This is a genomic window from Enterococcus sp. AAFC-DPL-6103, from assembly GCF_058216595.1.
Map to the genome: position 1 here is coordinate 596,583 of NZ_CM177102.1, position 22,504 is coordinate 619,086.

General features: G+C 38.0%; 23 protein-coding genes and 1 tRNA gene. 19 read left to right on the forward strand and 5 right to left on the reverse strand.

The genetic code is table 11. From position 1 onward, the window contains the following. The 6 genes from AC4BC3_RS02915 to AC4BC3_RS02940 all read left to right on the forward strand — a co-directional run bounded on the left by AC4BC3_RS02915 (position 1) and on the right by AC4BC3_RS02940 (position 6,563). Positions 1 to 987 (forward strand): V-type ATPase subunit, encoded by a 987-nt coding sequence (locus AC4BC3_RS02915; RefSeq protein WP_490466933.1) that lies wholly within the window; start codon positions 1 to 3, stop codon positions 985 to 987. Then, positions 977 to 1,288, forward strand: coding sequence for a V-type ATP synthase subunit F (locus AC4BC3_RS02920; RefSeq protein ID WP_490466934.1), 312 nt, complete (start codon positions 977 to 979; stop codon positions 1,286 to 1,288). Before AC4BC3_RS02915 ends, AC4BC3_RS02920 begins: the two co-directional genes overlap by 11 nt. A gap of 21 nt (positions 1,289 to 1,309) precedes the next feature. Further along, positions 1,310 to 3,091: a V-type ATP synthase subunit A gene (locus AC4BC3_RS02925; RefSeq protein ID WP_206907110.1), complete on the forward strand. Its 1,782-nt coding sequence runs from the start codon at positions 1,310 to 1,312 to the stop codon at positions 3,089 to 3,091. Next, positions 3,084 to 4,463: a V-type ATP synthase subunit B gene (locus tag AC4BC3_RS02930; protein ID WP_490466935.1), complete on the forward strand. Its 1,380-nt coding sequence runs from the start codon at positions 3,084 to 3,086 to the stop codon at positions 4,461 to 4,463. The genes AC4BC3_RS02925 and AC4BC3_RS02930 overlap by 8 nt, the downstream gene beginning before the upstream one ends. A 2-nt stretch (positions 4,464 to 4,465) precedes the next feature. Beyond that, on the forward strand, positions 4,466 to 5,104 hold the full coding sequence (locus AC4BC3_RS02935) for a V-type ATP synthase subunit D (RefSeq protein WP_206907113.1): 639 nt from the start codon (positions 4,466 to 4,468) through the stop codon (positions 5,102 to 5,104). Positions 5,105 to 5,219: 115 nt separating this feature from the next. Then, the gene (locus AC4BC3_RS02940; RefSeq protein WP_490466936.1) at positions 5,220 to 6,563 is read left to right on the forward strand and encodes a TrkH family potassium uptake protein; all 1,344 of its coding nucleotides are present in this window, start codon (positions 5,220 to 5,222) and stop codon (positions 6,561 to 6,563) included. A gap of 85 nt (positions 6,564 to 6,648) precedes the next feature. Here AC4BC3_RS02940 and gloA read toward each other — a convergent pair whose 3' ends face one another. Then, on the reverse strand, positions 6,649 to 7,020 hold the full coding sequence (gloA, locus tag AC4BC3_RS02945) for a lactoylglutathione lyase (protein ID WP_067484141.1): 372 nt from the start codon (positions 7,018 to 7,020) through the stop codon (positions 6,649 to 6,651). Between the two features lie 120 nt (positions 7,021 to 7,140). Here gloA and AC4BC3_RS02950 point away from each other — a divergent pair, with 120 nt between their 5' ends. Beyond that, on the forward strand, positions 7,141 to 7,599 hold the full coding sequence (locus AC4BC3_RS02950; RefSeq protein ID WP_206907117.1) for an NUDIX hydrolase: 459 nt from the start codon (positions 7,141 to 7,143) through the stop codon (positions 7,597 to 7,599). Positions 7,600 to 7,823: 224 nt separating this feature from the next. Here AC4BC3_RS02950 and yidA read toward each other — a convergent pair whose 3' ends face one another. From yidA to AC4BC3_RS02965, 3 genes are read right to left on the reverse strand one after another with little or no spacing between them, the layout of a single operon-like run. Beyond that, a complete protein-coding gene (gene yidA / locus AC4BC3_RS02955; RefSeq protein ID WP_206907119.1) occupies positions 7,824 to 8,636 on the reverse strand; it encodes a sugar-phosphatase in 813 nt (270 codons plus the stop codon). A gap of 20 nt (positions 8,637 to 8,656) precedes the next feature. Then, positions 8,657 to 10,024, reverse strand: coding sequence for an HD domain-containing protein (locus AC4BC3_RS02960; RefSeq protein ID WP_206907121.1), 1,368 nt, complete (start codon positions 10,022 to 10,024; stop codon positions 8,657 to 8,659). A gap of 1 nt (position 10,025) precedes the next feature. Next, positions 10,026 to 10,850: a lipoate--protein ligase family protein gene (locus tag AC4BC3_RS02965; RefSeq protein ID WP_490466937.1), complete on the reverse strand. Its 825-nt coding sequence runs from the start codon at positions 10,848 to 10,850 to the stop codon at positions 10,026 to 10,028. A gap of 212 nt (positions 10,851 to 11,062) precedes the next feature. On the opposite strand from AC4BC3_RS02965, the gene AC4BC3_RS02970 reads away from it, so the two are divergent. Next, positions 11,063 to 11,500 carry a YwiB family protein gene (locus AC4BC3_RS02970; protein ID WP_206907125.1) on the forward strand — a complete coding sequence of 146 codons (438 nt, stop codon included), beginning with the start codon at positions 11,063 to 11,065 and terminating at the stop codon, positions 11,498 to 11,500. A gap of 74 nt (positions 11,501 to 11,574) precedes the next feature. Further along, positions 11,575 to 12,195: a DNA-directed RNA polymerase subunit delta gene (gene rpoE, locus AC4BC3_RS02975; RefSeq protein ID WP_490466938.1), complete on the forward strand. Its 621-nt coding sequence runs from the start codon at positions 11,575 to 11,577 to the stop codon at positions 12,193 to 12,195. A gap of 300 nt (positions 12,196 to 12,495) precedes the next feature. Here the strand turns inward: rpoE and AC4BC3_RS02980 are convergent. Next, positions 12,496 to 12,567 (reverse strand) — tRNA-Arg (locus AC4BC3_RS02980). Positions 12,568 to 12,626: 59 nt separating this feature from the next. Between AC4BC3_RS02980 and rpoN the strand changes: the two genes are divergently transcribed. The 10 genes from rpoN to AC4BC3_RS03030 all read left to right on the forward strand — a co-directional run bounded on the left by rpoN (position 12,627) and on the right by AC4BC3_RS03030 (position 22,216). Then, positions 12,627 to 13,958 (forward strand): RNA polymerase factor sigma-54, encoded by a 1,332-nt coding sequence (gene rpoN, locus AC4BC3_RS02985; RefSeq protein ID WP_206907130.1) that lies wholly within the window; start codon positions 12,627 to 12,629, stop codon positions 13,956 to 13,958. A gap of 150 nt (positions 13,959 to 14,108) precedes the next feature. After that, complete coding sequence (locus AC4BC3_RS02990) at positions 14,109 to 15,200, forward strand: sugar-binding transcriptional regulator (protein ID WP_206907132.1); 1,092 nt, start codon at positions 14,109 to 14,111, stop codon at positions 15,198 to 15,200. Positions 15,201 to 15,240: 40 nt separating this feature from the next. Then, a complete protein-coding gene (gene gap, locus AC4BC3_RS02995) occupies positions 15,241 to 16,242 on the forward strand; it encodes a type I glyceraldehyde-3-phosphate dehydrogenase (RefSeq protein ID WP_490466939.1) in 1,002 nt (333 codons plus the stop codon). Positions 16,243 to 16,346: 104 nt separating this feature from the next. Next, complete coding sequence (locus AC4BC3_RS03000) at positions 16,347 to 17,537, forward strand: phosphoglycerate kinase (protein ID WP_206907134.1); 1,191 nt, start codon at positions 16,347 to 16,349, stop codon at positions 17,535 to 17,537. A gap of 84 nt (positions 17,538 to 17,621) precedes the next feature. Continuing rightward, positions 17,622 to 18,377 (forward strand): triose-phosphate isomerase, encoded by a 756-nt coding sequence (tpiA, locus tag AC4BC3_RS03005; RefSeq protein WP_206907136.1) that lies wholly within the window; start codon positions 17,622 to 17,624, stop codon positions 18,375 to 18,377. Between the two features lie 117 nt (positions 18,378 to 18,494). Beyond that, on the forward strand, positions 18,495 to 19,793 hold the full coding sequence (eno, locus tag AC4BC3_RS03010) for a phosphopyruvate hydratase (RefSeq protein ID WP_067483744.1): 1,299 nt from the start codon (positions 18,495 to 18,497) through the stop codon (positions 19,791 to 19,793). Between the two features lie 145 nt (positions 19,794 to 19,938). Beyond that, positions 19,939 to 20,298 (forward strand): DUF1304 domain-containing protein, encoded by a 360-nt coding sequence (locus AC4BC3_RS03015; protein ID WP_206907138.1) that lies wholly within the window; start codon positions 19,939 to 19,941, stop codon positions 20,296 to 20,298. A gap of 158 nt (positions 20,299 to 20,456) precedes the next feature. Further along, positions 20,457 to 21,419, forward strand: coding sequence for an alpha/beta hydrolase (locus tag AC4BC3_RS03020; RefSeq protein ID WP_242589826.1), 963 nt, complete (start codon positions 20,457 to 20,459; stop codon positions 21,417 to 21,419). A gap of 244 nt (positions 21,420 to 21,663) precedes the next feature. After that, positions 21,664 to 21,939: a (4Fe-4S)-binding protein gene (locus AC4BC3_RS03025; protein ID WP_490466940.1), complete on the forward strand. Its 276-nt coding sequence runs from the start codon at positions 21,664 to 21,666 to the stop codon at positions 21,937 to 21,939. Position 21,940: 1 nt separating this feature from the next. Next, positions 21,941 to 22,216 (forward strand): GNAT family N-acetyltransferase, encoded by a 276-nt coding sequence (locus tag AC4BC3_RS03030; protein WP_206907139.1) that lies wholly within the window; start codon positions 21,941 to 21,943, stop codon positions 22,214 to 22,216. Positions 22,217 to 22,504: the final 288 nt, after the last annotated feature.

Below are 22,504 nucleotides of genomic sequence, written 5' to 3' on the forward strand. Positions count from 1 at the left end.
ATGAACTATCACGAATTAAATCCTTTGATTCGCGGGAGAGAGCTTGAATTATTGACGAATGAAGATTTCGAGCGGTTGATTCAAGCCCCTTCAATTGACTCATTTGGCGAACAATTAAAAACAACGATTTACCAACCTTATGTTTATGAAGGATTTGAATATGAACTGGAGCAAAACTTAGCGAAGGAGCAAAGTGAATTATTTGCATGGTTGAAAGAACGAGTCCCTGAGCCAGAAATTCTCTGGATCTATACGATGCGTTTTACTTTTCATAACTTGAAAGTGTTGACTAAAGCGGAACTTACCGGGAAAAACTTAGATCATTTATTTATTGATGATGGTTTCTATTCATTGGATAAGTTGAAAGAAGCGATTCGGACACAAGATTCGATTGAACTACCGGAGACATTACTTGCTAGTATCCGTGAAGTATTTGATTACTTTGAGGGAGCAACTATTTTACAGGGAATCGATGTGATTTATGATCGTCATTTTCTAACGGAACAGCGCCGACTTGGCGAGAAGCTCGGTTACAAGGAGCTGTTGACGGAAATTATTGCATTGATTGATCTCACGAATATTACGACGATGGCGCGTGGACTGATCCAAGGTCGAACAAAAGGATTTATGACAACGGTTCTTTCAAGTGCGGGCGGCATCGAAAAGGAAATCTTTTTATCTTTTATTGGTCAAGATTTAGAAGTGTATAATCGTTTTTTATTAACGACCGACTATGCAGAAATTATTCGTCCTGCACTAAAAGAAACGAAAATTGATCTAATTACTTTAGAACGTTTGAAGGATGACTATCTTTCTTCACTTTATCAGGAGGCACAAACACAGGCTTTTGGACCATTACCTCTACTTGCTTTTTTAAATGCAAAAGAAGTAGAAGGCAAGAATTTGCGTTTGTTAGCAGTTGGTAAACGTAGTCAGTTTAGCCCAGAACAAATCAGAGAGCGGGTGAGAACAATCTATGGGGAATAAAATTGGAGTAATTGGCGATAAGGCGTCTGTTTTACCCTTTCAGTTAGTTGGTTTTGATGTTCACTTTGAAACAGATTCAAAAAAGGTGCGTCGACTCGTGGAAAAAATGGCAAAAGAGAACTATGGTGTGATCTATATCACAGAACAATGTGTGTCTTCTATCCCAGAGGTGATTGCTCGCTACCAAGAACAACTGATGCCAGCAATCGTGCTAATCCCTAATTATCAAGGAACAGAAAAGATTGGAATAACAGAAATTCAAAACAATGTTGAAAAAGCCGTAGGTCAAAATATTTTATAGTAGGGAAAAGGAGCGAATGATTTGCAAATTGGAAGAATTATCAAAGTGTCTGGACCACTTGTGATGGCTGAAAATATGAGTGATGCTAGCATTCAAGATATGTGTTTAGTAGGAGAGCTTGGTGTGATCGGCGAAATCATTGAAATGCGTGGTGATGTCGCTTCTATCCAAGTTTATGAAGAAACATCAGGAATTGGTCCAGGTGAGCCAGTACGTTCAACTGGCGAAGCATTGTCTGTTGAACTGGGACCAGGAATCATTTCACAAATGTTTGATGGTATCCAACGTCCGTTGGATACCTTCATGGAAATTACACAAAGTAATTTTTTAGGTCGAGGTGTACAACTGCCAGCTTTAGATCATGAGAAAAAATGGTGGTTTGAAGCAACAGCTGAAGTGGGCGAGTTTGTCGTTGCTGGTGACGTCATTGGAACTGTGGCTGAAACAAAAGTAATCCAACACAAAATCATGGTTCCAAATGGAATCAGTGGAAAAATCATCCGATTAGAATCAGGCAATTTCACGATTGATGAAGTTGTTTGTGTTCTTGAAACGGAACAAGGAAGTAAAGATCTCACGATGATGCAAAAATGGCCAGTGAGGCGAAGCCGACCAATTAAGGAAAAATGCAACCCAGAAGCGCCTATGATTACTGGACAACGAGTGATTGATACTTTCTTCCCGGTGACAAAAGGAGGGGCTGCGGCTGTTCCAGGACCGTTTGGAGCTGGAAAAACAGTTGTTCAGCATCAGATTGCTAAATGGGCAGATGTTGATATGGTTGTTTATGTTGGTTGTGGCGAGCGAGGAAATGAGATGACCGATGTCTTAAATGAATTTCCTCAATTGATTGATCCAAATACTGGTGAATCCATCATGGAGCGAACAGTTTTAATTGCAAACACATCGAATATGCCAGTTGCAGCACGAGAAGCATCGATTTATACAGGGATTACAATTGCTGAGTATTTTCGTGATATGGGATATGACGTGGCAATCATGGCAGATTCTACTTCTCGCTGGGCGGAAGCTTTAAGAGAAATGAGTGGTAGGTTAGAAGAAATGCCAGGAGACGAGGGATATCCTGCTTATCTCGGTTCACGTTTAGCTGAATATTATGAGCGGTCAGGGCGAGTAATGACTCTTGGTTCCGTGTCTAGAGAAGGAAGTATTACAGCAATCAGTGCCGTTTCTCCTTCGGGGGGAGATATCTCTGAACCAGTGACACAGAATACATTGCGTGTAGTAAAAGTTTTCTGGGGATTAGATGCAAATCTAGCACAACGACGCCATTTTCCATCAATCAACTGGATGCAAAGTTATTCTTTGTATTCGACGGAAGTTGGGCAATATTTAGATCAAGTATTGCAAGCAGATTGGTCACAAATGGTTACAGAAGGAATGCGTATATTAAAAGAGGAAGAACAATTAAATGAAATCGTTCGTTTAGTTGGGATCGATTCACTTTCTGATAACGATCGTTTGACTTTGGAAGTTGCAAAGTCACTTCGAGAGGACTACCTTCAGCAAAATGCTTTTGATGACGTTGATACGTTTACGTCAAGAGAAAAACAATTCAAAATGTTGAAACTGATTTTAACATTTGGCCAAGAAGCGCGTCGTGCGCTGTCTTTAGGGTCTTATTTAACTGAAATTATGGAAGGAACGGTTGCTCTTCGTGATCGGATTGCTCGAAGTAAATATATACCAGAAACTGAAATCGAACAGCTTGATACACTCTTAAGTGAAACGAAAGAAACAATCCAAAAAATCATTGCGGAAGGAGGAATGACGGTTGATTAAAGAATACCAAACGATTGGTGAAGTAGTGGGCCCTTTGATGGCAGTGGAAAAAGTAGCAGGCGTAAAGTATGAAGAACTGATTGAAGTTCGTATGCAAAATGGTGAGATTCGTCGTGGACAAGTATTAGAAGTTCAAGAAGACAAGGCTATGGTTCAGATTTTTGAAGGAACTAGTGGTGTCAATCTTCGTGATTCCGCAGTACGATTTCTTGGTCATCCATTAGAGCTAGGTGTTTCTGAGGACATGATTGGTAGAGTCTTTGATGGCTTGGGTCGCCCGAAAGATCATGGCCCAGAAATTTTAGCAGAGAAAAAAGTCGATATCAATGGAGAAGTGATCAATCCAGTTGCACGAGATTATCCTGATGAATTTATCCAAACAGGTATTTCAGCAATCGATCATTTGAACACACTAGTTAGGGGGCAAAAGTTACCTGTCTTCTCTGGTTCGGGACTCCCACATAAAGAATTGGCTGCTCAAATTGCACGACAAGCAACCGTGCTAAATGAAGCGGAAGATTTTGCTGTTGTTTTTGCAGCAATTGGGATAACATTTGAAGAGGCAGAGTTTTTTATGGAAGACTTCCGTCAAACTGGAGCAATCGATCGAAGTGTGATGTTTATGAATCTGGCTAATGATCCTGCGATTGAGCGGATTGCTACGCCACGAATGGCATTGACAGCAGCAGAATATTTGGCTTATGAAAAAGGGATGCATGTTTTAGTTATTATGACAGATATGACTAATTATGCGGAAGCGTTACGAGAAATTTCTGCTGCGCGACGCGAAGTCCCAGGTCGTCGTGGGTATCCAGGATATTTATATACAAATTTAGCGACATTATTTGAACGTGCAGGTCGAATTCGTGGCCTAAAAGGTTCTGTCACTCAGATTCCGATTCTGACGATGCCTGAAGATGACAAAACACACCCGATTCCTGATTTAACAGGATACATTACTGAGGGACAAATTATTTTATCACGTGAATTGTATAAGAGCGGAATTCAGCCACCGATTGATGTGTTGCCTTCGCTATCTCGGTTAAAGGATAAAGGGACAGGTGCCGGAAAAACAAGAGCGGATCATGCTGCTACGATGAATCAATTATTTGCAGCGTACGCGCAAGGAAAACAAGCGAAAGAACTTGCAATCGTATTAGGTGAATCAGCTTTATCTGATGTGGATAAAATCTATGCAAAATTTGCTAACCGCTTTGAAGAAGAATATATCAATCAAGGATTTACCACAAATCGATCAATTGTCGAAACACTTGATCTAGGTTGGGAATTGCTTTCGATGTTACCAAGGACGGAATTAAAGCGAATTAAAGAAGAATTGCTAGAGGAATATCTGCCTGAAAAGGAAGTGTGATCATGGCAAGACTAACGGTGAATCCAACACGCATGGAGTTTACTCGTTTAAAAAAACAACTAACGACAGCGACCCGTGGCCATAAATTATTGAAAGACAAGCAAGATGAATTAATGCGCCAGTTTATTTTATTAGTTCGCAAAAATCATCAACTTCGTCAAGAAATGGAAGCTGAACTACAAGCTGCCATGGCAAATGTTGTTCTAGCGAATGCGTCTATCAATGAAGCGTTCATCGAGGAACTGTTTGTTTTACCCACCGAAACGATGGAATTAGCAGTGACTGAAAAAAATATTATGAGTGTCAAAGTACCAGTGATGAACTTTCAATATGATGATCAACTGGGAGAGGCTCCGTTAGAGTACGGTTATTTAAACTCCAATGCAGAATTAGATCAAGCAATTGAGCAGTTTACAAAGGTTTTGCCGAAATTGTTGGCGTTAACGGAAATCGAAAAAACGTGCCAATTGATGGCAAGCGAAATTGAAAAAACACGTCGCAGAGTAAATGCCTTAGAGTATATGACGATTCCTCAATTGGAAGAGACAATTTATTACATTCAAATGAAACTCGAAGAAAATGAACGTGCCGAAGTGACTCGTTTAATCAAAATCAAAGACATGGGAAATGAACATTCATAGTAACTATATCCCCACGTATGCAAAAAAGAGATTTGATGAAAATCAAGTCTCTTTTTCTCAAAAATAAACTAATATAAGAAGAATAGGAAGGCAGTGAACTTGTTTGAAGATACGATTGACTCAACGCTTTCAAAAATTATCAGCAGTACAATTATTAGCTTTCGGTTTTTTTACGCTGATTTTTATCGGAGGAAGCTTATTGTCCTTGCCATTTTTTAGTCGAAGTGGAGAGGCAACCAACTATCTGGATGCATTGTTTACAGCAACATCAGCGATTTGCGTTACTGGATTAGCTACTTTAAATACTGTTGAACATTGGAATGGTTTGGGACAATTGGTCTTGCTGATTTTAATTGAAATTGGCGGATTAGGTTTTATGATGGTGCCAATCTTATATTTCACGCTTGTTCGAAAAAAGATTAGCTTGAGTACACGTATTGTATTAAAAGAAGCGTTGAATTTAGAAAAAATGGCTGGTGTGACTGATTTGATGCTCTATATTTTCAAGTTTGCTTTAGTCATTCAACTGGTAGGTGCCATCGCATTATCTATCGTGTTTATTCCTGAATTTGGTTGGCTCAAAGGAACTTGGTACGGCATTTTTCATGCGGTTTCTAGTTTTTGTAATGCAGGTTTTGATTTATTAGGTAAGAGCCTGGTCGCATATCAAACAAATAATTATTTGCTACTGGTGATTTCAATATTGATTATTGCTGGTGGATTAGGATTTATTGTTTGGCGTGACTTGTTGAACTTCCATCAAACGAAAAAAATCAGTTTACACTCAAAGATTGCTTTGAGTATGACGGGAATTTTATTAGTAGGCAGTTTTTTCGTTTTTCTTTTTACAGAAAAAAATGGCACACATTTTTCACAAGGCGATTTTAGTAATCGAATAGTTCACACGTTCTTTTTGAGTGTGACACCTCGCACAGCAGGCTATTCGTCGATTGACTATTCTAAGATGAGCCATGCTGGTCTGATTCTGACGATGTTTTTGATGTACATTGGTGGAACTTCTGGCTCTACTGCAGGGGGGCTTAAAACAACAACTTTAGGTGTATTGCTCGCGCAGATGCGTTCGATGTTTAAGGGAAGGACAAGAGCCGAAATTTTTGGACGTACGATACGACAACCAACTATTTTGCGCGCACTGACTTTATTTTTTTTAACACTCACTCTTTGCGTGGTGGCAGTAATGATATTATCAATTACGGAGTATGTGCCAGAAAAAATGGGACTTGAATATATTGCATTTGAGGTCTTTTCTGCTTTTGGCACAGTTGGCTTGTCAATGGGATTGACGCCAGATTTATCAGTTGTTGGCAAATTGTTGATTATGACGTTGATGTATACGGGGCGTGTCGGTGTGTTGACGATTGCTTTTTCGTTGATGAAGAAAGTTCATCAACAAGAAATAAAAATCAAATACCCAGAAGAAAGTGTGATGATTGGGTAAGTCAAAATAAAGATAGTTTTTTGACGGAACTCCAAGCAAAAAGCCCGATTCAAATTTTTTGAATCGGGCTTTTTAAGTGGGGGGATTATCCACGGATAACTTCGATTTTGTAACCATCAGGATCGATCACAAAGTAGTAAGAAGGAGCAGTTCCAGGTAATCCTTTTAAGTCAGTTATATTTAAACCAGCAGCTTGGTGTTTTTCATGCAATGCTTCCAGGTCATCTGCAGCAATTGCGATATGGCCATAACCGTTTCCTAGATCGTATGCCTCATGATCGTAGTTGTAAGTCAATTCTAATTCGTAATCATCTCCAGGCAAAGTTAAGTAAACGAGTGTGAATTTGTTTTCTGGAAAATCACGACGGCGACTTTCTTCAAAACCAAACGCGGTTTGATAAAATTCAAGAGATGCGTCAAGGTCTTTTACGCGGACGCAAGTGTGTGCCATTTTCATAAATAAAAACTTCCCTTCTTTTTTTATAATGATAGCAAAGAATAACAACAAAAATAAATATTGGTGCTTGTTCATGAGAAAACTCTCATGTAGAATAAAAAGAAAAAGGTGGGAAGATGAATGGATTATCCAGTTTTTGGAGAAAAAAAACAGTCAGCCAGCTACCAAACGCGATATGCTGCATATATCATTGTAGAAGAAGAAACAAAAATAGCTTTGGTTGAAGCACCAAATGGCGCATTTTTCCTACCGGGTGGAGAAATCGAAGGACAAGAAACGAAAGAAGAAGCCATCGCTCGAGAGATGATTGAAGAGCTTGGCATCACAGTAGTTATTGACTGCTTTTTAGGACAGGCAGATGAATATTTTTATTCCAACTACCGTGCGACTTATTATTATAATCCGGGTTATTTTTATGTTGCTAAAAGCTGGGAAAAAATCGGGGAGCCAACTGAAACAACCAATCGTATTTGGTGGGTCACTCCTGCGGATGCGATTGTCAAGCTGAAAAGAGGCAGCCATCAATGGGCAGTTAAAAAATGGTTGGAAAGTAAAGAAGAAGCTGAAACAAAAAGTTGAAATCGTCAGTACAGAATGAATTTTTTTGAACTTCAACAATGAAGTTAGAGGATGAGCTTTACAGAGGGTTATAAAAAATTTATCTCTAGCTGATAGTTGATTAATGGATGAAAGAGAAAGCAAAAAATGGAACAATCCCTGGTAAGGGGTTGTTCCATTTTTTTGTTAGTTAACTAGTAGTCTTTTTGAAATGGAAAGTATTCAAATAAATTGTGCAAATGGCTTTAGTTTAGCACATATTTTTTGATTGCTTCAGCTACACCATGTTCTTCGTTTGAAGTTGTTAATACGTTAGCTGCTTCTTTTACGATTGGGAGAGCATTTTCCATAGCTACTCCGAGACCTGCATATTCAATCATAGATAAATCATTTTCATTATCCCCAATTGCCATGACTTCGTCTTGCGTGATTCCAAGATGTTGTGCCAAGTTCGCAACTGCTGTTCCTTTGTTTGCTTGTTTATTCAAGACTTCAAAATAAAAAGGTGCGCTTTTAACAGTGGTATATTTGTCGCGAAATTCTTGAGGAAGACGAGCAATTGCTGCATCTAAGATTTCAGGTTCGTCGATCATCATCATTTTGACAATATTCATATCTGGTGTCATTTCTTCAGGTGTACGATATTTCAACGGCATTTTTACAAGACCCGATTCGTGGACAGAATAAGGGCTGATGTCTCGGTTAGGAGTATAGATGGCTTGTTCATCAATTGAGTGTAAGTGGCTGCCAACTCGGCGCGCCATCACTTCGATTTCTAAAAAGTCTTCGTGAGTCAACCCATGACGTGCGATAATGTCCCCTGTTTTTGTTTGTTGAACTAAAGCACCATTATAAGTGATGACATAGTCTGTATCTTTGAATAGTTCTAACTCTTCAAGTTGTTCCCTGACACCAGGTAATGGACGACCTGTACATAAAACAATGTTTACTCCTTGCTTGTCCGCCTGCTGAATTGCTTTTTTGACTTCCGCTGTTAATTCACGTTGATCGTTTAACAAGGTGCCATCGATATCGATAGCGATTAATTTGATAGACATAATTTCCTCCAACATTTTTCTTACTTATTTTCAATTAGAGCGCCATTTTGAATGTGACTGGCAAATTCTTGATAGGTTTCATCAAAGAGATCATAATGGTCTCTCAAAGTGGGATCAACCATTTCTTTTGGAAAAAAGAATCGTTCATCACCTTGTTCTTGACCAGCTAATGCTGCAACTAATTGGCTAACCTTGGATAATTCTATCAAAGTTCCGTCATTTCTCAAAATCTCAATTTGAGTGCGATGTCGGTTTTGCTCTGGGCGATAAAAATCATAAGGCAAATCATAACTGGAATTGATTGCTGTGTAGTACACAGGATTGTATCCCACTTTTTCAACTAGTAGAGTAAGTTCTTCAATCAGTGGTGAGTTGCGCTCACCAGAAAAAGTGGCAGATTTTAATGGTTTTCGATTTAAAAATCGTTTTGCTAAGTCACTTAAAATCGGATCAGCAGATTCTGTCCATTGTGTAAAGTAGGTTCCTAATACGCCATCATCAAGCTTCAAGTAATCATCCAGTGTAAATGATTCAGCCAAGAAAGGAAGTAGAAGTTGTGCATGCATTTCAAATGAAGCGGGGTCTTCTAGATAAAGTTCGTGTGCCCGATGAAGTAAATGTTCTAAAATGACTTCCATGCCACGAGAAACCGGATGAAAATAAACTTGGACATACATTTGGTAACGGCTAACAATATAATCTTCCACAGCATGCATACCATTCATTGAAAAGGCGATACCACCTTCATAGGGACGAATCACTCGTAAGATCCTAGTCAAATCAAAAGTTCCATATTCTGTCCCTGTGTAATAAGCGTCTCTCAATAGATAATCCATACGATCGGCATCAATTTGACTAGAAATCATTTGAACGACCTGTGGATTGGGATACGTTTTTTGGATCACACTTGCCACTTTTTCAGGAAAGCCGTCTTCGACTCGATTCAAGATTTGATACACTTCTGTTTCCGGAGAAGTAATGATTTCCACAGTGATTGCTTCGTGGTCTGTATGGAAAATGTGTTCAAAAGTGTGCGAGTAGGGACCATGACCGACATCGTGAAGAAGTGCCGCGCAAAGCGTAACCAATCGTTCTTTATCGTCCCAACCATTTTCACCAATTTTTTCTTTTGAATAGTTCCGTGAAAAAATATCGCAAATTCGACGGGAAATTTCATACACACCCAGTGAATGTGTAAAGCGACTATGTTCTGCGCCATGAAAAGTAAATGAAGCTGTCCCTAATTGTTTGATACGTCGTAGTCGTTGGACTTCTTTTGAGTTGATTAAATCCAAAATAACTTGATGCTGTACATGGATATAATTATGGACAGGATCACGAAACACCTTTTCAATAGGGAGAACTTGGTATTTATAAGGAATTGTCATACTATTGCTCCTTTAAGATAGAATTTCTGTCAGCCATTCTTGTTAGCTGTGTCTTCCATTCGTCTGCTGACACGTAGTTTTGTAACCAGTCAGTTGAAGGAAAGAAAGTGAGAGGCTCAGATTGCACCATGAGGTTTTGAAAAGCTGTTGCTAAGCGGAATTTAACTTCAGAAACAGTCAATTGTTGGTGCAAAAGGTCGCTAAGATTCGCCATTTTTTCTGGTTGGACAGCAGGATAGCCATCTGCACCAAAAGCTTCTTTTAATGAAATTTGATAAAAGGTTCGCATCAACTCGCCGCGTGCTAGTTGATTCCCAGTGACGCTTAAATACATCATGACTGCAATCCCATTTTTGATTCGACGTTGAGCAATTCCTGCAAACTTTTTCCCAGAAATACTTAAGTCATATGTTCCAGGACAATAGGAGTCAGAAATTTCAAATGCTTCAATTGTCGCTTCAGGAAAAGCTTTTCTGGTCAAAGTTAACATTCGTTCATAACCGTCATCAATTGAAATTTTTTTGTCATCTGTTTGTGGAAATAGTAAAGACACATTTAAAATGCCCGTATCAGAAACGATACCCAAGCCTCCCGAATTTCGTACCACAGGCGTATAACCAAATTCACGAATTGATTGAACACCTTCATCAAAGAAAGGTGTACGAGTATCTTTCATTCCAAAAATCACTGTCTTGTTATATTGCCAGAAATGAAGAAATGTTTGTTGTCGCTTCTTCGTCTCTGCGGTTAATAAATCGGTCAATGCAAAAGGGGAAAAGTCATTGCCTTGATAGATGTCTTGATCCAATAAAATAGGAGGATTCATTTCATCAACTCCTTGTTCAGTTAGTTCCCTTATTTCTCTTTCAGTATACCTCAAAAACAAGCAGAAGTTTTTAAGTACGCTTCTTATAAGAAAAACTGACAAGTGACTAAATTTGGGTAAAAAAAGTAAAAAAATAAAAAGTATACAAGTTGGTTGACAAAATAGCTGAAACTGGGAACAATAAGCCTATGAGAAGTAAAGGAGAATGCGAGATGGATTTATCACAAGGAACACCAATTTCAATAAAGCTACGCACAAAAGTGAAACAACAAGGTGAAGTTCAAGATTTTTATTTTGATTTAAATGGTCAAATGGTAAAAATTGGCGATACGTTATACATACGGTATAAAGAAGTTCAAGAAGAAACAGGGCAAGAAGTTCCTGTGACAATCAAAATCATTCCTGATGGCCATGTTCAATTGATTCGAGCAGGAGAAATGCGAATGCGCCTTAAATTTGGTTACAAAGAACGTTTAGAAACAGCTTATAAAACACCTTACGGAATGATCTTGATTCAAACATTTACGAATGAATTGCATGTTAGTCTAAAAGATCGACCAGCTTCAGGAAACATTGTGATTGCCTATGATTTATTTATGGGGGAAGAAAAATTAGGTGAATATTATTTAACCTTAGATTTTACAGCATAATTTAAAAGAAAAGTTTGATTTTTTATCGTTGATTTTGTATGATAAGGGATAGACTGTGAAAGGACGTGTCCTGATTGGAAATTAGTGTATTTGAAGGTGCAAACAAAAACGAATTATCAATGATCGAAGTTGCACATGCGATTTTAGAACAACATGGTGATGTGATGGATTTTTCTGATTTAGTTAATCAAATCCAAAACTATCTTGGCAAAACAGATGGAGATATTCGTGATTCATTAGCACAGTTTTATACTGACTTAAATATTGACGGCAGCTTTATTTCTTTAGGCGACAACCGTTGGGGCTTGCGCTCATGGTACGCAATTGATTCAATTGATGAAGAAGTAAATCATGGAATTGACGAAGAAGATGAAGATAAACCTCGTCGCCGCAAACGCAAAAAAGTGAATGCCTTTATCAATGATGATGAAGATGCAATTGACTATAACGATGATGACCCAGAAGATGCTGACTTGTCTGATGAAGATGATGATGATTTATTTGAAGATGATGATGACGACGATGAAGAAATCGCAGCATACAACTCTGATCTACAAGAAATCGGTGCGGATGACAATAGCGACGATGAAGAAGTATTACCAGGGAACATTGAAGAAGACTTAAGCATTATCGAAGACGATGAAGATGATGATGAAGAGTATGACAATGAAGAATTTTCTGAAAAAACAGAGTAATGACATCCTTTACTTGAAAAGCGCTACGTTCTAATTGAAGAAATGTATATGTAGGATCAGAACCAACTAGCTGGAAAATGGCTGGTTGGTTTTTTTGTCGATGGTAAAAGAGAACAAACAGAGGCTGTGACAATACTTTTGTCACAGCCTCTGTTTCAATACATGATGTTTCAGACGCGACTTCCTCGAAAGTAAGTCGAAACTCCACAAGGAAAGGAGAAGCCAACTGCTTCTGTCATAACCTCTTCTTTAAAATATAGAAAGCAAAGATACTTAAATTATGCTAAAATGGCTATTGAACGCGTCCTGAGGGAATCGAACCCCCGTCTCAAGAACCGGAATCTTACGTGATATCCACTACACTAAGGACGCAAGCACTGGCATAATTGTAACCAACCAAAAAATAATTTACAAGGGGATAAGGCAAAAAAATGAAATTTCAACAGAATTTTTCACAAAAACAACAACAAACGCAAAAATTGGCTATGACTCAGCAATTGCAGCAATCAATCCAAATCCTCCAATATAATAGTGAAGAATTATTAGCTTTTGTTGAAAATCAGGCGCTAGAAAATCCTTTGGTTGAAGTAGTCGAACCAGAATGGCAACCAGACTACAAAAAAACAAGCAACAATTATGATGGAGAAGAAACAAGCTATCTGAATCAAATTCCTGATACAAAGGGATCATTGTTTGAATCGTTGATTGACCAAGTACATTTGAACTACCGTGATACATTTTTACGTAAAATGATTTTGTATTTGATTGAATATATTGATTTAAATGGTTTTTTAACAATTGATCTAGCGGATGCGGCCAAAGATACAGGTGCATCAGCAATCCAACTATTAGATGCACTGACGTTGATCCAACAGCTAGAACCGGCAGGAGTAGGGGCTAGAAATCTTCAAGAATGTTTAATGTTACAAACAGAACGAGACGATTTTGCTCCAGCATTAGCTTACATCGTTTTGGAGGAATGCTTTGATGAACTAGTCCAACGAAAATGGAAAGAAATCGCACAAAAATTCTCAATTGAACTTAGCGAGGTCCAACATATTTTTGACTATCTTCAAACATTATCACCAAGTCCTGGTAGAATTTTCGACAACAGTCATGAACTTTATATAATTCCAGATGTGAAAGTTTTGGTCCACGACGACAATGAAGTTCAAGTGGTCTCAAATCGAACAAGTCAACCAACTATTCGTTTTCAAGAAAACTATTTCAAACAAATGAATCAAAAAGCAGATAAAGAAACAGCTACTTATTTGAAAGAGCGAAAACAAGAATTTGAGTGGCTACAAAAAACGATGGTGCAACGTGGTGATACGATTTTAAAAGTTGCGCAAGTAATCGTTTCACGTCAAAAAGATTTCTTTATCGATGTTAATCGGCCCATTAAGCCATTGACCTTAAAAGAAGTGGCTTCAGAAGTTGACGTTCATGAGTCAACTGTGAGTCGGGCTGTTCATGGAAAATACTTGGAAACAACTTTTGGTATTTTTGAACTGAAAAAATTTTTTACGACTCGCATAGCAAGTAACAACTCGGCTGGAACGGAAGACTTATCCGCCGAGATGGCAAAGAAGAGACTACAAGAGTTAGTCGACCAAGAAAATAAGGCGAAGCCTTTGTCGGATCAAAAATTAGTCGAGCTTCTAAAAAAAGAAGAAATTGTGATTTCAAGAAGAACCGTTGCAAAATACCGAGATCTTTTGGGAATCCCGAGTTCATCAAAAAGAAAACGGTATGATAAATAAAAAAAGAAAGGCTAGTAAAAGTATTTCACTTTTCTAGTCTTTTTTAGTTGAAAAGTTAGCCAGAAACTGTTAGACTAACGCATGTGAGGTTGAAGTTTTCCTTTTAATGAAAAAAGAAAGTAAAACAATCAATTTTATTTTTTATCGTACATGGGTCGTTTTGAGTCTACATTGGACATTTATAGTCCAACTAAGGAGATCGCTATGCTAGATGAATTGAAAATGATTGAATCCGTTGCACCAGATATTATTGAAGTTCTTCAAGAACGCTATAAAATTTTGCGGAATATTTATTGGATGCAGCCGATTGGTCGACGTAGCTTATCTGAAAGTATGGGGATGACAGAGCGAGTTTTGCGAACAGAAACAGATCTTTTGAAAAATCTTCAACTAATTGACACGTCAAAAAGTGGTATGACGTTGACCACAAAAGGTGAGGAAGTTTATCAAAGCCTTGAAAACTTCATGGATCAGCTTTTAGGAATGCATCAGACAGAAAAAAAGTTGGCTGAGTATTTTGGTAATCAACGTTGTATTGTCGTTTCAGGAAATAGTGACGCACAACCAAAAGTGACAGATGCTTTTGGAGATGCTTTAAACGAATCCTTGAACTTGCTTCTTCCAGAGGGTGAGAATATTATCGCCGTAATGGGAGGAACCACGATGGCTGTTGTCGCTGAACAGTTGACGAATTTGGAAAACAAGAAACGACATAACTTGTTTGTTCCTGCCAGAGGAGGAATTGGCGAGGCGGTTACCGTACAAGCAAATTCAGTTAGTGCTAGAATGGCAGCTAACACAAATGGGGATCATCGAGCATTGTATGTTCCAGAGCAACTAAGTTTAGCTACCTATAATTCTTTACTCAATGAACCATCTATTCAAGAAGTGTTAAACTTGATAAGTCAGGCGAATTGTGTTATTCATAGTATTGGACGTGCTTTGCATATGGCAGCACGCCGAAAAATGACTGAAAAAGAATTGATTATGTTGAAGCAGGCGAATGCTGTAGCGGAATCCTTTGGTTATTTCTTTAACGAAAATGGAGAAGTTGTTTACAAGGTTCCGAGAATCGGTATCGAACTGAAAGACTTGACACAGGTGCCAATCATTCTTGCGATTGCTGGTGGAAAAACAAAAGCCAAAGCAATCCGAGCGTATATGAAAAATGCACCAAAACAAACGTGGCTGATCACAGATGAGGCCGCAGCAAATGAGATTTTAAAAGGGGTAACCCTTTAAAATAAAAATTTTTTTGATTTTCATAAGGAGGAAATCTTAAATGACAGTTAAAGTAGGTATTAATGGTTTTGGACGTATCGGACGTCTAGCGTTCCGCCGTATCCAAGATGTAGATGGAATCGAAGTAGTAGCAATCAATGACTTAACAGATGCTAAAATGTTAGCACACTTGTTAAAATATGACACAACTCAAGGACGTTTCAACGGAACAGTTGAAGTTCATGAAGGTTCTTTCAACGTTAACGGTAAAGAAGTTAAAGTTTTAGCTAACCGTAACCCTGAAGAATTACCATGGGGCGAACTAGGCGTAGACATCGTTCTAGAATGTACTGGTTTCTTCACTTCTAAAGCAGCTGCTGAAAAACATTTAACAGCTGGTGCTAAACGTGTTGTTATCTCTGCTCCTGGTGGAGACGATGTTCCAACAATCGTTTATAACACTAACCACGAAACATTAACTGGTAAAGAAACAGTTATCTCAGGTGCTTCATGTACTACTAACTGTTTAGCTCCTATGGCTAAAACATTGAACGACAAATTTGGTGTTGTTGAAGGATTAATGACAACTATCCACGCTTACACAGGTGACCAAATGACTCTAGACGGACCACACCCTAAAGGTGACTTCCGCCGCGCACGCGCTGCTGCTGCAAACATCGTTCCTAACTCAACAGGTGCTGCTAAAGCTATCGGCTTAGTTATCCCTGAATTGAACGGTAAATTAGACGGAGCTGCTCAACGTGTTCCTGTTCCAACTGGTTCATTAACTGAATTAGTAACAGTTCTTAAAAAAGAAGTTTCAGTTGAAGAAATCAACGAAGCAATGAAAGAAGCTGCAAACGAATCTTACGGTTACAACACTGACGAAATCGTTTCTTCAGATATCGTAGGTATGACTTTCGGTTCATTGTTTGATGCAACTCAAACTAAAGTAATGACAGTAGGCGACCAACAATTAGTTAAAACTGTTGCTTGGTACGACAACGAAATGTCTTACACTGCACAATTAGTACGTACTTTAGAATACTTCGCTAAACTATAAGAAACACGTACGAGTGTAAATTTAAACAAGTACACTTAAAAGCGGGGAAGCAATCGCGCTTCTCCGCTTTTTTTGATAACAAAGTTTATTTAGGAGGAAACAAAATGGCTAAGAAAACAGTAAAAGATATCGACTTAAAAGATAAAAAAGTTCTTGTCCGTGTTGACTTTAATGTTCCTTTGAAAGATGGCGTGATCACTGACGATACACGTATCAAAGCTGCTTTACCAACAATCAACTACGTGCTTGAACAAGGCGGAAAAGCAATCCTTTTCTCTCATTTAGGACGTGTAAAAGCTGAAGAAGATAAAGCAGGAAAATCTTTAGCACCAGTTGCTAAACGTTTGGGCGAATTATTAGGTAAAGAAGTTACTTTCGTACCTGAAACTCGTGGGAAAGAATTAGAAGAAGCAATCAACAACATGAAAGACGGCGAAGTTGTTGTCTTTGAAAACACTCGTTTTGAAGATGTTGATGGTAAAAAAGAAAGCAAAAATGATCCAGAATTAGGAAAATACTGGGCTTCACTAGGTGATGTTTTTGTCAATGATGCTTTCGGTACGGCTCACCGTGCACATGCTTCTAACGTAGGAATCGCTTCAACTGGTATTCCAACAGTTGCTGGATTTTTAATGGACAAAGAAATCAAATTTATCGGCGAAGCTGTTGAAGAACCAAAACGCCCAATGATTGCAATCCTTGGTGGTGCTAAAGTTTCTGACAAAATCGGCGTTATTGAAAACTTGATTCCAAAAGCTGACAAAATCTTGATCGGTGGCGGAATGACTTATACATTCTACGCGGCAAAAGGAATTAAAATCGGAAGTTCTTTAGTTGAATCTGACAAAATCGAATTAGCCAAAGAATTGATTGAAAAAGCAGGCGACAAACTTGTATTACCAATCGACAACGTTTGTGCACCTGAATTCTCAAACGACGTAGAAACTCAAGTTATCGAAGGCGACATTCCTGATGGATTGATGGCTCTAGATATCGGACCTGCATCAGTTAAATTATTTGCTGATACATTGAAAGGTGCGAAAACTGTTGTTTGGAACGGACCAATGGGTGTGTTCGAAATGAGTAACTTCGCTAATGGTACAATCGGAGTTTGTGAAGCAATCGCAAATCTTGAAGGTGCTACAACAATCATCGGTGGTGGGGACTCTGCAGCTGCAGCTGAACAACTTGGCTTTGCTGACAAATTCACTCATATCTCAACTGGTGGGGGCGCAAGTTTAGAATTGTTAGAAGGTAAAGAATTACCTGGTCTAGCAGCAATTAACGATAAATAATCCACCTGTATCTAGGTGTGCGCTTTGAAACAAGTGTACCTTTAGACTTGTGTTTTGAAAAAGAAAAAGGAGTGTGTGTTCATCATGCGTAAACCAATCATCGCTGGTAACTGGAAAATGAACAAAACTGCATCAGAAGCAAAAGCATTTGCTGAAGCAGTAAAAAACAAAATCCCTTCAAATGAAGTAGTTGACTCTGTTATCGGATCACCTGCATTATTCTTACAAGAATTAATGGCTTCTGCTGAAGGTACTGAACTAAAAATTTCTGCACAAAACTGTTTCTGGGAAAACTCAGGCGCTTTCACTGGTGAAACTTCACCAGCTGCATTAGCAGATCTTGGTGTTCAATATGTTATCATTGGACATTCAGAACGTCGTGAATATTTCCATGAGACTGACGAAGATATCAACAAAAAAGCAAAAGCAATTTTTGCAAATGGTATGACACCTATCTTATGTTGTGGTGAAACTTTAGAAACATATGAAGCAGGAAAAACTGCTGAATGGATCGAAGGCCAAATCACTGAAGGTCTTAAAGACTTAACAGACGGACAAGTAAGCAATATGGTAATTGCTTATGAACCAATCTGGGCAATCGGTACTGGTAAATCTGCTGATGCACAAATCGCTGATGAAATTTGTGGCGTTGTTCGTCAAACAGTTGAAAAATTATATGGCAAAGAAGTTTCTGATGCTGTACGTATCCAATACGGCGGTTCTGTTAAACCAGAAAACATTGCGGAATACATGGCTAAAGAAAACGTTGATGGAGCTTTAGTTGGAGGAGCTAGCTTAGAAGCTGACTCATTCTTATCTTTATTAGACGCTGTAAAATAATTTTTGAAAATTTGTGAAAAAAAGCAATAAATGTTTGCACTTAGTCACAAAATTAACTAAAATCGTATATGAGGGAAATCCCTTAGGATAAAAACAAACTCAAAGGAGAGACAAAACATGTCAATTATTACTGATGTTTACGCTCGCGAGATCTTAGACTCACGCGGTAACCCAACAATCGAAGTAGAAGTATACACAGAAAGCGGAGCTTTTGGCCGTGGAATGGTTCCTTCAGGTGCTTCAACTGGTGAATACGAAGCAGTTGAATTACGTGATGGTGACAAAGCTCGTTACGGTGGTAAAGGTGTTACTAAAGCTGTTGATAACGTAAACAACATCATTGCTGAAGCAATCATTGGCTACGATGTACGTGACCAAATGGCTATCGATAAAGCTATGATCGCTTTAGACGGAACTCCTAACAAAGGTAAATTAGGTGCGAACGCTATTTTAGGTGTATCTATTGCTGTTGCTCGTGCGGCTGCTGACTACCTAGAAGTACCTTTATACCACTACCTAGGCGGATTTAATACAAAAGTATTACCAACTCCAATGATGAACATCATCAATGGTGGATCACATGCTGATAACTCAATCGACTTCCAAGAATTCATGATTATGCCTGTAGGTGCTCCAACATTTAAAGAAGCACTACGTATGGGTGCTGAAGTATTCCACGCTTTAGCTGCAATTTTAAAAGGTCGCGGATTAGCAACTTCTGTTGGTGACGAAGGTGGATTTGCTCCTAACCTTGGTTCAAACGAAGAAGGTTTCGAAGTTATCATCGAAGCAATCGAAAAAGCTGGCTATGTACCTGGTAAAGACGTTGTTCTTGCTATGGATGCTGCTTCTTCAGAATTCTACGACAAAGAAAAAGGTGTTTACGTTTTAGCTGACTCAGGCGAAGGCGAAAAAACAACTGACGAAATGATCAAATTCTACGAAGAATTAGTTTCTAAATATCCAATCATCTCAATCGAAGATGGCCTAGACGAAAACGACTGGGACGGATTCAAGAAATTAACTGACGTATTAGGCGACAAAGTTCAATTAGTTGGTGACGACTTGTTCGTAACAAACACTCAAAAATTAGCTGAAGGTATCGAAAAAGGAATTGCTAACTCAATCCTTATCAAAGTTAACCAAATTGGTACTTTAACAGAAACTTTCGAAGCTATTGAAATGGCTAAAGAAGCTGGTTACACTGCAGTTGTATCTCACCGTTCTGGTGAAACAGAAGATTCAACAATCTCTGATATCGCAGTTGCAACTAACGCTGGCCAAATCAAAACTGGTTCTCTTTCACGTACTGACCGTATTGCTAAATACAATCAATTATTACGTATCGAAGACCAACTTGGTGAAGTTGCTGAATACAAAGGTTTGAAATCTTTCTACAACTTAAAAAATAAATAATTTTTACGAATTAACTATTTTGAGACGTGAGGCTTGCCTCACGTCTTTTTTTGTTCATAAAATACTGTACAGTTAATTGTTTTACAAGCCGATCGAATTTTTATATGATAAATAGCATCAATAAGTATCAAAGGAGAGAAACAATATGCATCTTTTTTCAACGATAATCATCACGTTAGTAGCAATCGAGTTTTTTTATATTATGTATTTAGAGACGTTTGCAACCACCTCAGCAACCACTGGACGAGTATTTCATTTGTCAAAAGAAGAATTAGCACGTCCGTCAGTAACTGTTTTATTCAAGAATCAAGGAATTTATAATGGATTGATCGGCGTAGGTTTACTTTATGCGACATATGTCTCCTCTGTCGGTATTGAGCTCGCGAAGATCTTGTTACTATATATTATTTTAGTGGCTTTATATGGAAGCATAACAAGTGACAAAAAAATTATTGTTACACAAGGTGGATTGGCAATTATTGCTTTTATTTCTCTATTTTTTTAAGTTAAGTCTTTAAAAATTCCACAGTTTTTTTATTAGAATGGTACAATAAAAATAGAGTTTACTTGAATTTTTTTTAAAAGCAAAAATCAGCTTTGATTAATCGATCTCATGGTGCAAATTAATGATAACTGAGTAGTGGAGGTGTTGAATTGATCATTATGTTGTATATTGTTTTAGTAATTGCGATTTTTGCTATTATTTTTAATGTTATTTCTTATTCTTATGCAAAAAAGTTGATCAAGGTTGGTGTACAGCGAGGTCATAATTGGTATGAAACAACTGGACATCTCTTAATGGATCCTGCAGCGACTGAAGCTGTTGAAGCAAAACGACAACAACTAGAAGAATCAGCAGAGAGTTTTTGGCAAACAGGTGTGATTGAAACAATCAAAAGCTATGATGGATTAAAACTTGTAGGAAAATGGTTTATCACAGATCGGAGACAAAAAAATTGGGTGATTTGTATCCATGATTACCGAAGTACGGGGAAACGAGACATGTCTTTTATTGGGAAAAAATATGCGGAACAAGGATTTAATGTTTTGATTCCAGATTTACGTGCACATGGTGAAAGTGAAGGAGAAATCATCGGGATGGGCTGGTTAGATCGTCTGGATTTGATTGCTTGGATCAAACAGCTGATGAAAGAATATCCGGAGGCTTCAATCGTTTTGCATGGGGGTTCGATGGGGGCATCGACGATCATGATGGCTAGTGGCGAGAAGTTACCTTCTTCTGTGAAAGGTTTCGTCTTGGATAGTGGATATGTTTCTGTTTATGCAGAATTTCGTTATATGTTAAGCAAGCTAACTTCATTTCCAAAGTGGTTGATTATGCGGTACGCAAATTCTTACGCTCAAAAATATGCTGGATATTCTTTAAAACAGGCATCCGCTACGCGACAACTAGGTAGTAATCATTTACCATTGTTAATTATCCATGGGGAACATGATTATTTTGTACCAGTTGAAGCAGCATATACGGTGCAAAATGCAACAGCGGGGGAAAAAGAATTATTGTTGGTTCCAAATGCGGAACATTTAGCACCAGTATTGAATGAACCAAAGACTTATTGGACAGTTGTGTTTTCTTTTATCAACGAACGTATTTTAGTAGGTTAATAAAGCATTTTGCTTTTTCGGATCAGACGATTTGCGATAATTAATATAGAAGAAAAAATTTGCAATGTTTCATCTAAGCAATTTATATTGGGTTTCAGGTCGTAGGCTTGATTGAGTAAGTTGTGCCTGATTTATAAAACTGCTTTATTTGTTTATTCTCGTCTGCGAGGATAAATAGTTGCTGCTTCGAAGAGAGATTGGTAGAATAAATTATATAAAAACACGAGTTATTTTTAGGGGTGGTATGATGGGGCAACAGGTGAACAAGGAACATTTTTCAACCGAAGAAGAATTATTTGAAGCAGGTTATCGAAAATATTCGGGTGAAAAGATAGATATTTTTTATAACAAAGAGATTTGTATCCACAGTGGAAATTGTGTTCGCGGAAATGCAGCCGTTTTTGAAGTTGGCCGTAGACCGTGGATCATGCCAGATAGTGCAAGTGCTGATGAAAGTAGCAACATTATTCAAACATGTCCAAGTGGTGCGTTGAAGTTTATTCGAAAGGATGAAGTGTAAAATGGAAATCAAAGAAGAAAAAAATCGCTTTGCTTTATACAATGATGAACAACAAGAAATTGGAGAAATGACTTGGTCGGATGCTGGACCAGATATTATGATCATTGATCACACGTTTGTCGAACCTGCTTATCGTGGACAAAAATTGGCAGAAAAGTTAGTGAATAGTGGTGTTGAACTAGCTCGTCGTGAAGGAAAAAAAATTATTCCGCTATGCCCGTTTGCTAAAAAAGAATTTGATACAAAACCGGAATATGGAGATGTATTACGTAAATAAATAGAAATAAAAAAAGAGTGACGTTTTTGACGTCACTCTTTTTTTATAGATAGATTGACGAGACTTGATTTTTATCTGGTGTTCAGAGTAGAAAGATGACGTTGATTGAATGTAAATATGTTAGCGAAAACTGTACTCTCGATATGTCCAAAGTAACACCTCAAAATAATTTTGATTAGTTTCCTCTTACTGTTGAAGAGTGTTGTTTGTCGTTAGAACTTTCCTTTACAACCTTTTTTTGAATTTATTTTTATTCTATGGTAAAGTTAAAGAGATGATATTTTTCAA

Coding starts and splice junctions, on each gene's coding strand:
- AC4BC3_RS02950 (WP_206907117.1), top strand. CDS start 7,141: ATGGATTATCCAGTTTTTGGAGAAAAAAAACAGTCAGCCAGCTACCAA.
- AC4BC3_RS02965 (WP_490466937.1), bottom strand. CDS start 10,850: ATGAATCCTCCTATTTTATTGGATCAAGACATCTATCAAGGCAATGAC.
- AC4BC3_RS03000 (WP_206907134.1), top strand. CDS start 16,347: ATGGCTAAGAAAACAGTAAAAGATATCGACTTAAAAGATAAAAAAGTT.
- AC4BC3_RS02970 (WP_206907125.1), top strand. CDS start 11,063: ATGGATTTATCACAAGGAACACCAATTTCAATAAAGCTACGCACAAAA.
- AC4BC3_RS02915 (WP_490466933.1), top strand. CDS start 1: ATGAACTATCACGAATTAAATCCTTTGATTCGCGGGAGAGAGCTTGAA.
- gap (WP_490466939.1), top strand. CDS start 15,241: ATGACAGTTAAAGTAGGTATTAATGGTTTTGGACGTATCGGACGTCTA.
- eno (WP_067483744.1), top strand. CDS start 18,495: ATGTCAATTATTACTGATGTTTACGCTCGCGAGATCTTAGACTCACGC.
- AC4BC3_RS02935 (WP_206907113.1), top strand. CDS start 4,466: ATGGCAAGACTAACGGTGAATCCAACACGCATGGAGTTTACTCGTTTA.
- AC4BC3_RS03030 (WP_206907139.1), top strand. CDS start 21,941: ATGGAAATCAAAGAAGAAAAAAATCGCTTTGCTTTATACAATGATGAA.
- AC4BC3_RS02960 (WP_206907121.1), bottom strand. CDS start 10,024: ATGACAATTCCTTATAAATACCAAGTTCTCCCTATTGAAAAGGTGTTT.
- AC4BC3_RS03025 (WP_490466940.1), top strand. CDS start 21,664: ATGATGGGGCAACAGGTGAACAAGGAACATTTTTCAACCGAAGAAGAA.
- tpiA (WP_206907136.1), top strand. CDS start 17,622: ATGCGTAAACCAATCATCGCTGGTAACTGGAAAATGAACAAAACTGCA.
- yidA (WP_206907119.1), bottom strand. CDS start 8,636: ATGTCTATCAAATTAATCGCTATCGATATCGATGGCACCTTGTTAAAC.
- AC4BC3_RS02920 (WP_490466934.1), top strand. CDS start 977: ATGGGGAATAAAATTGGAGTAATTGGCGATAAGGCGTCTGTTTTACCC.
- AC4BC3_RS02990 (WP_206907132.1), top strand. CDS start 14,109: ATGGGTCGTTTTGAGTCTACATTGGACATTTATAGTCCAACTAAGGAG.
- AC4BC3_RS03015 (WP_206907138.1), top strand. CDS start 19,939: ATGCATCTTTTTTCAACGATAATCATCACGTTAGTAGCAATCGAGTTT.
- rpoN (WP_206907130.1), top strand. CDS start 12,627: ATGAAATTTCAACAGAATTTTTCACAAAAACAACAACAAACGCAAAAA.
- AC4BC3_RS03020 (WP_242589826.1), top strand. CDS start 20,457: ATGTTGTATATTGTTTTAGTAATTGCGATTTTTGCTATTATTTTTAAT.
- gloA (WP_067484141.1), bottom strand. CDS start 7,020: ATGAAAATGGCACACACTTGCGTCCGCGTAAAAGACCTTGACGCATCT.